At 71.9% G+C, this 13,832-nt stretch carries 13 protein-coding genes; 9 read left to right on the top strand and 4 right to left on the bottom strand.

From position 1 onward, the window contains the following. Window positions 1-42 precede the first annotated feature (42 nt). A complete protein-coding gene (locus CW362_RS06500; RefSeq protein ID WP_103548512.1) occupies window positions 43-1,281 on the top strand; it encodes a pyridoxal phosphate-dependent aminotransferase in 1,239 nt (412 codons plus the stop codon). After that, window positions 1,281-1,997 (top strand): tryptophan 2,3-dioxygenase family protein, encoded by a 717-nt coding sequence (locus CW362_RS06505; protein ID WP_240657705.1) that lies wholly within the window; start codon window positions 1,281-1,283, stop codon window positions 1,995-1,997. Before CW362_RS06500 ends, CW362_RS06505 begins: the two co-directional genes overlap by 1 nt. Before the next feature lie 116 nt (window positions 1,998-2,113). Here the strand turns inward: CW362_RS06505 and CW362_RS06510 are convergent, their stop codons facing one another. Further along, a complete protein-coding gene (locus CW362_RS06510; RefSeq protein WP_103548402.1) occupies window positions 2,114-2,623 on the bottom strand; it encodes a helix-turn-helix domain-containing protein in 510 nt (169 codons plus the stop codon). Window positions 2,624-3,041: 418 nt separating this feature from the next. On the opposite strand from CW362_RS06510, the gene CW362_RS06515 reads away from it, so the two are divergent. Beyond that, on the top strand, window positions 3,042-4,238 hold the full coding sequence (locus CW362_RS06515; protein ID WP_103548403.1) for an FAD-dependent oxidoreductase: 1,197 nt from the start codon (window positions 3,042-3,044) through the stop codon (window positions 4,236-4,238). A gap of 121 nt (window positions 4,239-4,359) precedes the next feature. On the opposite strand, the gene CW362_RS06520 is transcribed toward CW362_RS06515, so the two are convergent. Then, a complete protein-coding gene (locus CW362_RS06520) occupies window positions 4,360-4,740 on the bottom strand; it encodes a VOC family protein (RefSeq protein WP_103548404.1) in 381 nt (126 codons plus the stop codon). A gap of 3 nt (window positions 4,741-4,743) precedes the next feature. Here CW362_RS06520 and CW362_RS06525 point away from each other — a divergent pair, with 3 nt between their 5' ends. Together CW362_RS06525 and CW362_RS06530 are read left to right on the top strand one after the other, a co-directional pair. Further along, complete coding sequence (locus tag CW362_RS06525; protein ID WP_103548405.1) at window positions 4,744-4,926, top strand: hypothetical protein; 183 nt, start codon at window positions 4,744-4,746, stop codon at window positions 4,924-4,926. 143 nt (window positions 4,927-5,069) lie between these two features. After that, the gene (locus CW362_RS06530) at window positions 5,070-5,897 is read left to right on the top strand and encodes a restriction endonuclease (RefSeq protein WP_103548406.1); all 828 of its coding nucleotides are present in this window, start codon (window positions 5,070-5,072) and stop codon (window positions 5,895-5,897) included. A 143-nt stretch (window positions 5,898-6,040) separates the two neighbouring features. Here CW362_RS06530 and CW362_RS06535 read toward each other — a convergent pair whose 3' ends face one another. Beyond that, window positions 6,041-6,805: an SDR family oxidoreductase gene (locus CW362_RS06535; RefSeq protein ID WP_103548407.1), complete on the bottom strand. Its 765-nt coding sequence runs from the start codon at window positions 6,803-6,805 to the stop codon at window positions 6,041-6,043. 100 nt (window positions 6,806-6,905) lie between these two features. Between CW362_RS06535 and CW362_RS06540 the strand changes: the two genes are divergently transcribed. Further along, the gene (locus CW362_RS06540; RefSeq protein WP_162683984.1) at window positions 6,906-7,760 is read left to right on the top strand and encodes a helix-turn-helix transcriptional regulator; all 855 of its coding nucleotides are present in this window, start codon (window positions 6,906-6,908) and stop codon (window positions 7,758-7,760) included. Window positions 7,761-7,828: 68 nt separating this feature from the next. Here CW362_RS06540 and CW362_RS06545 read toward each other — a convergent pair whose 3' ends face one another. Next, window positions 7,829-9,436, bottom strand: coding sequence for an FAD-binding oxidoreductase (locus CW362_RS06545; RefSeq protein ID WP_103548408.1), 1,608 nt, complete (start codon window positions 9,434-9,436; stop codon window positions 7,829-7,831). A gap of 70 nt (window positions 9,437-9,506) precedes the next feature. Between CW362_RS06545 and CW362_RS06550 the strand changes: the two genes are divergently transcribed. From CW362_RS06550 to CW362_RS06560, 3 genes are all read left to right on the top strand, one after another. Beyond that, window positions 9,507-10,175, top strand: coding sequence for a TetR/AcrR family transcriptional regulator (locus tag CW362_RS06550; RefSeq protein WP_103548409.1), 669 nt, complete (start codon window positions 9,507-9,509; stop codon window positions 10,173-10,175). A 185-nt stretch (window positions 10,176-10,360) separates the two neighbouring features. Then, complete coding sequence (locus CW362_RS06555; RefSeq protein WP_103548410.1) at window positions 10,361-11,842, top strand: extracellular catalytic domain type 1 short-chain-length polyhydroxyalkanoate depolymerase; 1,482 nt, start codon at window positions 10,361-10,363, stop codon at window positions 11,840-11,842. 163 nt (window positions 11,843-12,005) lie between these two features. Next, window positions 12,006-13,451: a 3-hydroxybutyrate oligomer hydrolase family protein gene (locus CW362_RS06560; protein WP_103548411.1), complete on the top strand. Its 1,446-nt coding sequence runs from the start codon at window positions 12,006-12,008 to the stop codon at window positions 13,449-13,451. Window positions 13,452-13,832: the final 381 nt, after the last annotated feature.

Here is a 13,832-nt window from a genome sequence, read left to right on the forward strand (position 1 = left end):
CGACCCGGCCGGTCCTGCCACCAGCGGAAAGGCATGAATCAGATGACGCAGACAGCTCCACCCTGGTTCGCCCGGGCCTCGGCGATCCCCTCCTCCTGGCTGTACGAGTCCTTCCGGCTCGCCAACGAGCGTGAGCGGGAGCGCCCCGGTCTGATCAAGCTGCACGTGGGTGAGCCGGCCTTCGGCCCGCCGGACTCCGTCGCCAAGGAATTCGCCGCCGCCGCCGTGGAAGGCCGGGCCCGCTACATCGACGTGCAGGGGCTCATGGAGCTCCGCGAGCGTCTCGTGGACAAGCTCGACACCGTCAACCACATCGACACCGAACCCTCCCGGCTCTTCGTCAGCCCCGGGTCGTGCCAGGGGCTCAGCTCGCTGATGCGCTCTCTCGCCGACTCGGGAGCGGAGATCCTGCTGCCGGAGATCCACTGGCCCGTGCACCTGCAACAGGTCCTGCTCGCCGGATTCCGCCCGGTCTTCTACAAGCTCGACGAACACTTCGCGCCCGACCCCGAGTCGATCAGGCAGGTGGCCGGCCCCGCGACACGGGTGCTGCTGCTCAACACCCCGTCCAACCCCACCGGCGCGGTCATCGGCCTCCCGTTGCAGCGGACCCTCTACGAGATGGCCGACGAGCACGGCTGGCAGATCATCAGCGACGAGGCCTACGAGGACTTCGCCTTCTCCGGCCCCCACCTGTCGATCGCCGCCCTGGAGCGCGACCGCCCCGCACCGGAACGCATCGTCAACAGCGTCTTCACCTTCTCCAAGGGACTGGCGATGACCGGCTACCGGCTCGGTTACGTCGCGGTCTCGCGGCCCGGGACCGCCACCGCCATGCGCACGGTGCAGGAGTCCTGCATCATCGCGCCCTCCGCACCCGTCCAGTACGCCGGGCTGGCCGCCCTGGACGCGTCGGGAGCGCTCGCCGGCAATCACGACTTCGTACGGGGGAACCGGGACGCGCTGTCCCCGCTGGTCGACGAAGGACTGCTGCCCGCGCTGCCCGGCGGCGGCTGGTACGCCATGGCCGACATCTCCTCCACCGGCCTGACCGGCGAGGAGTTCAGCGCCGAACTCATGCTCCACCACGACGTCGTGGTCGTTCCCGGCAGCGGATTCTCCGCACGGCCCGAGTTCGCCCCGGACGGCTCGATGCGACCTCTGAAGCCCGGCGGCGTCGCGTCCGGCATGGTCCGGATCGCGTTCTGCGTCGACCGCGGGCAACTCACCACCGGAGTGGAGCGCCTGATCGGCCTGGTCCGCGAGAAGAGGGAACAGTGATGCGGACAGAGGTGACCTATGCCGCCTACCTGAAACTCGACGACCTGCTCAAACTCCAGGAGCCGCGCACACCCGACGACGCCGCGGACCTCACCACGGTGCTCTCCGAGCAGTTCTTCATCGTCAGCCACCAGACCTGCGAGCTGTGGCTGAAGCAGATCCTCGGCGACCTGGCCGCCGTGGAGGGCAACTTCCTGACGATGACCACCACAGACCTGGAACGGTCGGTCGACCTGCTCTGCCGGGCCGGTGAACTGCTGCGCCTGCTGCACGAGCAGCTCATGGCGCTCGAGCGGCTGCCGCTGGAGGACTTCGTCCGCTTCCGGCAGTACCTCGGCACGGCCAGCGGCGCCCAGTCCAGTCAGTCCCACGAACTGGAGCGGGTGCTGGGCAGTGCCAGCCGCTCCGGGTCGCTGTTCCTGGCCTTCCGCGCCGGGCTGGAGCGCATCGGCGCCGACCTGGAGGAGATCGTCGGAGCGGGCGTGGCGGCGGGTCCGTTCCACCGGGTCGTCGAGGCGATGCTCAGGGTCGGCAACGGCTACTTCCAGTGGAAGATCGGGCACGTGGGCCTGGTGACGAAGATGATCGGGGAGCAGTCGGGCACCGCCGGCACCTCGGGAGTGGCGTACCTCATGGACCGTGCCACGATGCCGTTCACCGAACTTCACGAACTGCGCGGCAAGGTGCACGAGCGGCGGCGCCGGCAGGTGGGCTGACCGCCGCGGAAGCGGCCCTCCGGCCCGCGCACGCGGGAGGACCCGCGACGCCGCACGCGAAGTGTCCGGCCCCTTCGAGGAGGGGCCGGACACTTCGCGTTCCGGGGCCGGTCGGTTCAGCCGGCGGCCTCCAGGATGTAGCCCCGGCCCCATACCGTGCGCAGGCTCAGACGGACGCCGTACAGCCGCTGGCGCAGCCGCATGATGTGCAGGTCTATCGCGTTGCTGGTGACCGCCTCGTTGTTGATGCGGCTCAGGGCCTTCTTCAGCCTGTCCCGGCGGACGAGATGGCCGAAGTCGGCCAGGAAACAGCGCATCATCTCGCTCTGCGCATCGGACATGGGCACCGACTGCCCGCCGTAGTAGAGCACCCCGGTCGGATCCAGCGCGGGCATGAAGTCCGTCCCGGTGCGCCGCTGCAAGGTGTGGACGCGCGCCGCCAGGTCGAGGCGGGCCACCGGCGGGCGCACCCAGTCCTCGGTGGGCGAGATGTCGTTCGGCGGTGCCGTCTGGCCCTCCAGGACCAGCAGGCACGGCAGCCCCGCCTCGCGCAGCTGGTCCCGTTCGTGGCTCTGTACCGGCCAGCGGAGAAACTTGACTTCGTGCTTGTGAACGAGCGTGGCCATGGTCGTGACCCCCGTTTCCCGTGACAAGTGGACGCTGGTGTGCGGGGCCGGTGACGTCGCCGGGGCATGCGCGCGTCCGTCCGGGCCGCCGTCGGAGTGTCGGCCGACGGTGCTGCCGGAGCTGGTCCGGGACGCGAGCGAATCGTTCCGCTGCTGCCTGGCTTCGACGCCGGTTCCCCAGGTGATGTCGTCACCGGCCCGTGACGGTGATCCTGCCGGGTCTCGATTCCAGGCCGGTTCCGGGTGGATTCCGCTTCGACGGGGGCTCGATTCCGGCCCGAGCCAGGGGCCGGCCCGCGGCGGGACGGCGAAAGGAGCACGACATGGTCGCGTGGGAGCACCGGGTGATCGGCAAGAGACCTCGTACAGAGGCCGACCGTCCGAAGCCTCTGAACGCGGTCATGATCAGGAGCACGCGATGAAGAACGAGAACAGCACTCCGCGCCGACGGGTCGCCGTCGTCGGCGCCGGCATCACCGGACCCCTGCTGTCCCTGTGCCTGGTGAGACTGGGCTTCGAGGTGGACCTGTACGAGGCGTACATGCGCCGGGCCCAGGACGTCGGCTCGTTCCTCAACCTCGCTCCGAACGGGCGCGCCGTGCTGGAGCGCCTGGGCCTGGCCGACCGGGTCCTCGAGCAGGGCACCGTGGCGGACTCCATCGGCTTCGCCAACCACAAGGGCCGGGAACTCGCGCAGAACCCGGAGACCACCACCAACATCATGCGCGGCGAACTCAGCGGTGCCCTGCGCGATGCGGCGACCGACGCCGGGGCGAAACTGCACACCGCCAAGCGCCTCGTCGCACTGGACGCGACCGGCGACGGCTGCTGGCGGATCGGCTTCGAGGACGGCACGAGGGCCGAGGCCGACCTCGTGCTCGGCTGCGACGGGGTGCACTCCACCACACGTCGGCTGCTGTTCCCCGACGCGCCCCGGGCCGCCTACACCGAGGTGGTCGGTTCCGGGGGCAGGTCGGAGATCGGCGCCGCGGACCTTCCCGTGGACGGGCGGTTCCACATGATCTTCGGCCTGCGCGGCTTCTTCGGCTACCAGGTGACGTCGCCCGGTGTCGTGTGGTGGTTCGAGAACCACCAGGAGACCCGCGAACGCAGCTTCGCCGAACTGGCCGAGGTCGACGATGCGCAGTGGGTGTCCCTGCTGGCCGACCGGCACCGCCCCGACCCCGCGGTGGTCCGGCGGATCCTGACCGCCTCCACCGGACCGGTCGGCCGGTGGCCGGTCCACGAGGTGCCGCCCCTGGAGACCTGGCACCGGGGGAGCGCTGCGGTGCTGGGGGACGCCGCGCACGCGGTGGCCCCGCACCTGGGGGCGGGCGCCGCGCTCGGTATGGAGGATGCCTACGAACTCGCCCTGGCACTGCACGAACACCCCACCGCGCCGCAGGCGTTCACCGTGTTCGAGGAGTCACGGCGGGACCGGGTCGCCGCGATGGCGAAACAGGCCCGGCAGACGGGTGCGGTGATGACCCCCGACCGATGGATCACCCGGGTGATACGCGACCTGATGCTGCCGATGGCCATCAAACAGGGGGTGCGCAAGGGCACCGAGGCGTACTCCTACCGGCCTTCGCCGTGGCCCGTGCGGGGCGACTGAGCCGGGGGCGGGCCACGGCGGACCTCGGGGCCTCCCGCCGCCGCTCCGCCGGGATCGCCCGGCGGGCGGTACGGGAGGCCCCGAGGGGCCGTCGGCGGTCATCGGCCGCCGGGACGGTGGTTCAGCGCAGCTCGCCGGTGACGATCCAGAGGTGACCGAACGGGTCGCGGAGGCGTCCCTCCCGTTTGCCGTACGGGCGGTTCTCCACCGGTACGACCACGGTGCCGCCTCCGGCGACCATCCGCTCGGCGACGGCGTCCTGGTCCGTGAACTCCGCTTCCAGGAGGACCGGGGAGCCGCCGACGTCGTCGGGCGAGAGCCAGCCCCACTCGGGCACTGCCGGGGACAGGGAGAGCGGTGAGCCGCCGATCCGCAGGACGACGACCATCACGCGGCCGTTGTCGTCCTGGGCGCGGAAGACCTCCTCGGCGTCCATGGCCTTCTGGTAGTAGGCCGCTGCGGTGTCGGGGTTCGGGACGATTAATCGTGGCGTCAGACTCATGAGTTGACCTTAGAGGACGTCCGAAAAGTCTGTCAGCGGGTCGGCCTCGCCGGCCCCGCCTTCACCCGCGCGGACGGCCCCGCCTTCACCGCATACCGCGAAGCCCTCCATGCCTGCCTGAAGGGCGCCGAGCCTGAAGCGGCCGCGCTGCGGGCGTCGTGGGAGGCCGAGAAGGCCGAGGGGTGAGGGCTGATCCGTTGTGAGTGGAGACGTTCGCCGGGCTGCGGACGGGCCGGAGAAGGTGTGCACGACGGAACCCGGTAGAACGGCCGCTGCCTGGGAAGACGCGGATTGATCTTCGTTGACGTCCCAGGGGAGGAAACACCACCATGGCCGTTCCCGCACGCGCCCGGCGTACCGCGCGCCGCTCCCGCCGGTTCGATCTCCGGGCGACGGCCCTCTACTTCGCCCTCCTCGCCGTCATCCTCGCTCTGATGGGCGCGGCCGTCCGTACCGCGGCCGCGGCCGCGGTGCACCGTCCCGTCTGGGCCGCGGCGCTCGTCCTCATGGGCGTCGGCGCCTTCATGGCCGGCTGCCGCGGGAAGCGCCGCATATCGGCGGCCAGGATCGCGCGCCGCTCGGCCGAAGCCCTGGACGAAGCCACACGGACGGCGGTCGAAGCGCTCGACGCGGCGTCACCGGCTCCCGCCGTCGGCCTGGTCCCCGCCGGGGCCGGCACCCGCAGCGGCCGCCTCGGCGCGGAACCCGCCGTGCTGCTTCCCGAGACCATGCCCGAGGTGCCCGCGGACACGGTGGAGATCGCCTACGAGGCCCTGGACCCGGACGAGTTCGAACAGGCGGTGGCCGAACTGTGCCGACGCGACGGCTGTCTCGACGTGGACGTCGTGGGCGGGGCCGGCGACCTGGGCGCCGACGTCGTGGCGAGGACGCCTGACGGGCGCTCGGTCGTCATCCAGTGCAAGCGGTACTGCGACGGCAACCGGGTCGGCTCACAGGACTTGCAGCGCTTCGGCGGCACCTGCTTCACCGTTCACGGCGCCGATGTCGCCGTCGTGGTCACCACCAGCGACTTCACCGCCCCCGCGCTCGACTACGCGGAGCAGTGCGGCATCGTGTGCGTCGACGGTCCGCAACTGCGGGGCTGGCAGGAGGGTGCGGGACCGCGGCCCTGGGAGGCGCAGTCGTCTGCGGACTGAGGCGGGTCGTGGGCGGCGCGCCGGACGCCACGGCGCCGGACCCCTGTCCCGACGAGAAGTCGGAGAGGGGGACCGGCTCCGTCTCACCGGCACCGACAGCCTTGCCGGCCCAGGGCGTCACGGGCCGTCCGTCCCGGTCCCGTTCACGGATGCGTCGGCAGTGCGGGGTTGAGGGTCGCGACGACCTGGTCGTAGTCGCCACGAGCCTCGCCGTAGCGCAGGAACTTCACCCGTTCGACCTGGATCTCCTTGGCGTCGGGCCGGGATTCGATCAGGCTCATCACCTCGGCGACGAACTCGTCGAGCGGCATGGCGTGTTCGTTCTCCTCGTGACCGGGCATCAGCGCCGTTCGCACCGCCGGCGGTTCGAGCTCCACGACGCTCACCGAGGTACCGGCGAGTTGCAGCCGGACGGACTCGCTGAGCATGTGGATCGCGGCCTTCGACGCGTTGTAGCTCGGTGTGATCATCAGCGGGGTGAACGCCAGGCCCGAGGACACGGTCATGATCGTGGCGGCCGGCCGGGTCTGGAGGTGCTCGACGAACGCGGCGATGAGCCGGATCGGACCGAGCAGGTTCGTCGTCACGGTCGCCTCGGCACCGGCGAGGAACGACTCGGGCTTGCGCCAGTCCTCGGCCTGCATGATTCCGGCCATCGTCACCAGGACGTCGAGGTCCGGATGGGCGGTCAGCACCTGCCGTGCGGCGGCGGTGATGCTCGCCGCGTCCGAGGTGTCGATGCGTACGGTGTCGATGCCGGGGTGCTCGGCCGCGATCCGTTCCAGCAGGTCGGCACGCCTGCCGCCGACGATGACGGTATTGCCCCTCGCCTTCAGCGCGAGGGCGAGAGCGAGGCCGATACCGCTGGTGGCCCCGGGGATGAAGACGGTGTTTCCGGAGATGTTCATGCTCCGATCCTCACCGTCCCGTCGGCGCGGGTGCAGAGACCGGTTATCGGGGGATCGGCGATCCCTGGTTCGTCCTCGGGGAGCGGACGACAATGGCCCCATGGACCGAGCAGCACTGGCTGAATTCCTGCGCCGCCACCGCGAGGCGCTCCAGCCGGAGGACGTCGCCCTTCCTCCGGGCGCACGACGACGGGCCCCGGGCCTGCGGCGCGAGGAGGTGGCCTCCCTCGCGGTGATGTCGACCGACTACTACACCCGGCTGGAACAGCGGCGCGGCCCGCAGCCCAGTGACCAGATGCTGGCCTCGCTCGCCCGTGCCCTGCGGCTGACCGATGACGAGCGCGCCTACCTGTACCGGATCGCCGGACGCAACGCACCGGCCAGGCTGTCCGCCCACACGCATGTCGCCCCCGCACTGCTGCGCGTGCTGGACCACCTCGACGACACGCCCGCGATGATCCTGACCGACCTCAACGAAACGCTGGTGCAGAACCGGATGGCCGTCGCCCTGTTCGGTGACGCCTCACGGCACACGGGGCTCGCCCGCAGCGCGGTCCACCGTTGGTTCACCGATCCGTCGGAACGCACCCTCTACCCCGAGGAGGACCACGAACGGCAGAGCCGCGCCCAGGTCGCCGGTCTGCGGGCGGCCCACGGGCTGCGCGGACCGGAGTCGCGTGCCGGGACACTCGTACGGACTCTCCGGAGGACGAGCGTGGAGTTCGCCGAGCTGTGGGACCGGCACGAGGTCGCGCAGCGCTTCGAGGACCACAAGACGCTCCTGCATCCCGAACTGGGCCCGATCGAGCTGGACTGCCAGGCGCTCTTCACCGAGGACCAGTCCCAGACCCTCCTCGTCCTCACCGCCCCACCCCGCACCGAGGGCCACGAGAAGCTGGGCCTGCTCGCCGTGCTGGGCCTGAACCGCTTCACAGAGGCGCAGCCCGATGTCTGAAGCCGCTGCGGGCGCCGCACATGGTGCCGGCGATCCGTCGCGGGCGGGCCCCGGCAAGGGGAGCCCTTTCAGCGCAGGGGGTCGATCACGACGCCGGGATTGAGGATCCCGGACGGGTCCAGCACGGCCTTGCCCGCCCGCAGGGCGGCGGCGAAGAGGTCCGGGCGCTGCCGGTCGTACCACGGCCGGTGGTCCCGGCCCACCGCGTGATGATGGGTGATGGTGGCACCGTGCGCGATCAGCGCCTCGGAGACCGCCTGCTTGATCTCGTCCCACTGCTCGACGGTCCTGCCCCACGCGCCCGCGGCGTATATCCCGAAGTACGGGGCGGGGCCGTCGGGATAGACATGGGTGAACCGGCAGGTCACGACACCCGTGGCGCCGACCTGGCGCATGGCGTCGCGGGCCGCCGCGTCGACGGCCGCGCGGAGGCCGGCGAACCGGTCCCAGGTGCAGGCCGTCTCGAACGTCTCCACGATCATGCCCTGGGCGGCGAGGGCGTCCCGCTGATAGGGCATCCGCAGGAAGGAGGAGCGCCAGGTGTCGGCGGCCGAGGTCCGGGCGGCCGTGTCCGCGGGGCCGGTGTACCGCGGTGGCTCCGGAAGCGTGCCCCCGTGGTCGAGGCAGAGCTCCAGCGCGCGTTCCGTCCACGCGTCGACGGGGTGGTCGGCGGACTCGAAGCCCAGCACCAGGACCGCGGTCGGGCTGCCCGCGTTGATGAACGCCTCCATCGGGTCCAGCAGCCGGCAGTTCGCCGGGTCGAGCCCGGACTGCGCCAGGGCCCGTACGGCCCGGACCCCCGCCTCGTGGTCCTGGAAGGCGACGGAGGCCCCGGCCCGCCACCGCGGTCGGTCCTGGAGGCGTACCCAGGCCTGGGTGATGACACCGAGCGTTCCCTCGGAACCGAGGAACATCCGGTCGGGCGAGGGACCGGCGCCCGAACCGGGCAGACGGCGGCTCTCGACGACGCCGGCGGGGGTGACCACCCGCAGCGACTCGGTGAGGTCGTCGATGTGGGTGAGGCGGGTCGCGAAGTGACCGCCGGCCCGGGTCGCCAACCAGCCGCCGAGAGAGGAGAACTCGAAGGACTGGGGGAAGAACCGGAGCGTGTATCCGTGGGGTCTGAGCTGATCCTCCAGGTGCGGGCCGAGGACGCCGGCCTGGACGAGCGCGGCCCGGCTGGTCCCGTCGACCTCCAGAACCCGGTCCAGGGAGCCGAGATCCAGGCTGACCACTCCCGCGTACTCCGCACCCGTACGGGCTTCGACGCCTCCCACCACGGAGGTGCCGCCGCCGAACGGGACGACCGCCGCGCCGGCGCCGTCGCACCATTCCAGGATCCGCACCACCTCGGCCTCCGACGTGGGGCGCATGACGAGGTCCGGCACGTGGGGCAGCTTTCCGAGCAGCGCGCGCACGACGTCGCGGAACGCCTGGCCGTGGCTGTGCGCCAGCCGGTCGCGGAGGTCGTGCGAGGCCGACCGGGCCAGCGAGGGCGGAGGCGAGAGCCTGCTCGGGGCCACCTCGAACGATTCGACCGGGGGAGCGGAGTGCACGGTCAGGTCCGCGTCGGGGAGCAGCTCGGCGGTGCGCCGGGTGAGTTCCGCCCGCTCCGCGCCGGTCACGGCGTCCTCGACGTTTCCCCAACCCCACCACGAACGCGTCCTGCGGCTCATCGCCCCTCCAGTCATCCGAACTGAACGCCGGGTAATTTACTGGTCGGTCACTTTGGCATAGGGTGGCGGCATGAGCAACCAGGAGAAGGCGACGCGGAGCGTGGGCACCAAGGGGATGCCCCGCAAGGACCGGGAGCGGCTGATCCTGGAGGCGGCCGCCGGGGAGTTCGGCGCGAAGGGCTACGCGTGCGGGTCGACCGCGCAGGTGGCGGCACGGGCCGGCATCACCAAACCCATGATCTACGAGTACTTCGGGTCCAAGGACAGCCTCTATCTGACCTGCCTCGACCAGGCCGGCACCCGCCTGGTCGAAGCCGTCGCGTCCGCCCAGCAGGGGCCCTCCGACCTCTCGCGCGCCGTACGCACCCTGGGGGCCGTCTTCCGCGCGCTCGAATCGCGCCCGCACGACTGGGAACTCGTCTACGACGGGACCCTTCCGGCCGAGGGTCCGCTGTACGAGGCGGCGACCGGATACCGGCGGGAACTCAACCGGATGGGCGCGGTGGGCGTGGCCGAATTCCTGCACGCCTCCCCGGCCGTGGAACCCCTCGACGCCGACCTCGGCACCCACCTCTGGTACGGGACCGTGAGCGCCGCCGTCGCCTGGTGGCGGCACCACCCCGAGCAGACCGCCGACGCGATGGCCGCGCGCTTCGAACGCATCGTCGCGGTGCTCTGCCCGGACCTGTGGGCGGCACCCGGAGCGGACGGAGGACCGTCCGGGGTTCGCTCGGCGTAGCAGAGCGGGCGGCGCTCCCGCAATCCGTGCGATGACGACTGCCATGCGCACGGTTGTGGTGGCGGACGCCATGTCACGGCGGTCACAGGCGGTCGACCCTGGGGTTCCGCAACGCCCCGCTCGTCCGATGGCCAGGGACGGCCCAGGACGGGCGGGGCCGGACACCCCCAGAGAGGGAGCCGCGCATGCACCGCCCTTCCCCACCACGACGGCCCCGGAACCGGCCGGCCCGCCTGTCGGTCCGCCTCCTCACGGTCGTGGCCCTGGTCCTGGGGGCCGCCCTGACCGGCCCCGTACCCATTGCCCGGGCCGCCGTGCCGGTCACCCGGGTCACCGGCTTCGGCTCGAACCCCGGCGGGCTGAACATGTACGTGTACCGCCCGGCGTCCCTGCCCGCGCACCCGCCCGTGGTCGTGGCGCTGCACGGCTGCACGCAGAACGCCCAGGTCTACGCCGACAACTCCGGACTGCCCCGGCTCGCCGACCGGGACGGGTTCGTCCTCGTGCTCGCGGAGACGACCTCCTCGAACAACATCCAGAAGTGCTTCAACTGGTTCCAGGCGACGGACAACCGGCGCGGTCAGGGCGAGGCCCTCTCCGTCCGGCAGATGGTGAGCCACGCCGTCTCCGCCTACGGGGCCGACCCCGGGCGCGTGTACGTCACCGGTCTGTCCGCCGGCGGCGCCATGACCTCGGTCATGCTGGCCACCTACCCCGACGTCTTCGCCGCCGGCGCGGTCGTCGCCGGTCTGCCCTACGACTGCACCCGGGACAACAGTCCGTACACCTGCATGAACCCCGGAGTCGACCTCGCCCCGAGCGCCTGGGCCCAGCGGGTGCGCGACGCCTACCCGTCGTACGACGGTCCCTGGCCCCGTACGGCCATCTGGTACGGCGACCAGGACACCACGGTGGTCCCGCTGAGCGCCGCCGAACTGCGTGACCAGTGGACGGCGGTGCGGGGACTGTCCCAGACCCCCACCCGCAGTTCCGTGATCGGCCCCGACTCCACCCGGCGCGACGAATACCTGGCGGCGGACGGCACGGTCGCCGTCGAGGTCGACGCGGTACCCGGCATCGGGCACGGCACGCCGGTCGAACCGGGCGGCGGTGACCGGCAGTGCGGTGCCACCGGCGCCCCGTACTTCCTCGGCTCGATCTGCTCCAGCTACTGGATCGCCCGCTTCTTCGGCCTCGAAGGCCCGTCGTCCGGCGGGGGCTCGCTGCCCGCACCCACCGGACTGGCCACGACAGCGGTCACCGACACCGGCGTCGGTCTGCGCTGGGACGCGGTGGGCGGCGCCGCCGACTACGCCGTGTTCCGCGACGGCGACCCGGTCGGGACGACGAGCGGTACGTCGTACACGGACACCGGACTGACGGCGGGCACCACGCACACGTACGCGGTCGCCGCGCGCGACGACGCCGGTACGGCGGGCCCCCGTTCGGGGACGGTCACCGCCACGACCACCGGCGGCGGCACCGCGGCCTGCTGGACGAGCAGCAACTACGCCCACGTCCAGGCCGGCCGGGCCGTCACCGGCGGCGGTTACACCTACGCCAAGGGCACGAACCAGAACATGGGGCTGTACAACACCTTCGTCACCCACACCCTCAAGGAATCACCCGTCGGCACCTACACCATCGCCGACGGCGGCTGCCCCTGACCGGACCTCAGGTCCCGTCCGCACACGGGAACACGGACCGCCATGGTGGCCGACGCTGCTCCCACCCCCGCCATCATGGCGGTCCGGCACATGTTCCCACCGGTCCCCCTGTCACTAGCCTCCGGCGCGTCCCCACCGTCCCCACTCGGATTCGAGGTCCCGGATGCCCCACCCCAGTACGGACGCCACCCCACCCGGCGGACGGCGGCCCCGATGGCGCGCCGCGCTGTGCGCGCTGGCGCTCGCGACCGCCGGTCCGGGCGTCCTCGCGTCGGCCGCACCCTCGTCCGCGGCCGGTCTCCACGGCCCGCGCACCGGGGCCTGCGCCGCGGGCGATCCGCCGCGGGTACCCGGCGCCGCCCACCAACAGGCAGCCTGTCTCGACGAGTTGACCACCGCCGGGACCGTGGCCTCCGGCCACACCGACCCCGCCGACTACGCGGGGCTGACGCCCAAGAACCTGCCGACGCCCAGCGGGGTGCCCGGGACCCAGATCGACGGTTACTTCCCCGACACGTCCACCACCAACACCAACCACGGCTGGAACCACGACGCGCAGTTCGTCATCCGGCTGCCCGACCACTGGAACGGCGGGCTCGTCGTCGCCGGAACACCGGGCAACCGCGAGCAGTACGCCAACGACCGCGCGATCTCCGACTGGGTGCTCTCACGCGGCTACGCCTACGCCGCCACCGACAAGGGCAACACCGGCCTCGCCTTCCACCGGGACGGCCGCCGCCCCGGCGACGCCATCGCCGAGTGGAACACACGGCTCACCCAGCTCACCCGGGCCGCCCGAGCCGTGGTCAAGGAGCGCTACGGGAAGTCCCCCTCCCGCACCGTCGCCACCGGCATCTCCAACGGCGGCTACCTGGTCCGCTGGCAACTGGAGAACCATCCCGAGCTCTACGACGGGGGAGTCGACTGGGAGGGCACGCTCTGGAACTCCGACGGCGGCCCGCTCGCCTTCCTGCCGACCGCGCTGCGCGAATACCCGGCCTACGCGGCGGGCGGACCCGGCGCCGACGCGGCTCGGGACGCCCTGCACGCGGCCGGCTATCCGGCCGGGTCGGAGTTCCTGTGGCCGTACCACTACAAGACCTACTGGGATCTGACCCAGCGCCTCTACCGTGAGGAACTGGACCCCGGTTACGACGGGGAGACCGAGGCGGGAACCCCGTTCTGCGCCTCCGGCACCCCCGGCTGCGACGCCGACTACGACTACGGCGCGAGACCCCGTGCCGTGCACCGCGCCGTCGGCCGCATCGCGCTGACCGGACGCATCGGCAAACCGCTCGTCTCCCTCCAGGGCACGCTCGACGTGCTGCTGCCGATCAGCCGCGACGGGGACGCCTACGCCCGGATGGTGCGCGCGGCCGGGCGGGGTCCGCTGCTGCGCTACTACCGCATCGCGGACGGGACGCACACCGACGCGCTCGTCGACGCGTTCCCCGACCGGCTCCGTCCGATGACCCCCTGCCACCGCTCGGCCTTCACGGCGCTGGAACGCTGGCTGGCCGGCGAAGGACGCCCGTCGGCCGGCCACACCGTGGCGCGCCCGGCCGACGCGGACGCTTCGGCACTGCTGGCCGAATGCCCCTTGGCTTGACGTCCTCACCTGCCCGGGGGCAGGTGATTCCGGTCCGTACTGCTCCGCAGTACCACCGTGGGTTCCTGTTTCACGGGCCTCCGCCGACCGGTGAGGGTCGGTCTCACGTGGCCTCCGCAGGCCTGACTTCCCGCCCGTCCGGCGGTAGGCAGGACAACTCCGTCGTCCGGCAAGGCGATCCTGCCATGCCGCTGCGGCCTTCCGGGCCGCCATGGGCAGGATGCCCTTCATCTCCACCCTGAAGGGTGGAGCACTGGGCAGACATTCGGTAGCGGCCGGGCCAGCCGATCCCCCTGCCGCGTCCTCGGCGGCGCGGGCCGCGGGCCGCGCCGCGACACTGCCTCGCGGCGGGCCCCGGCACCAGTACCTCCTGAGCGCACC

It is taken from the genome of Streptomyces populi, assembly GCF_002911015.1.
In the GTDB taxonomy this organism is placed as follows: Bacteria; Actinomycetota; Actinomycetes; order Streptomycetales; family Streptomycetaceae; genus Streptomyces; species Streptomyces populi.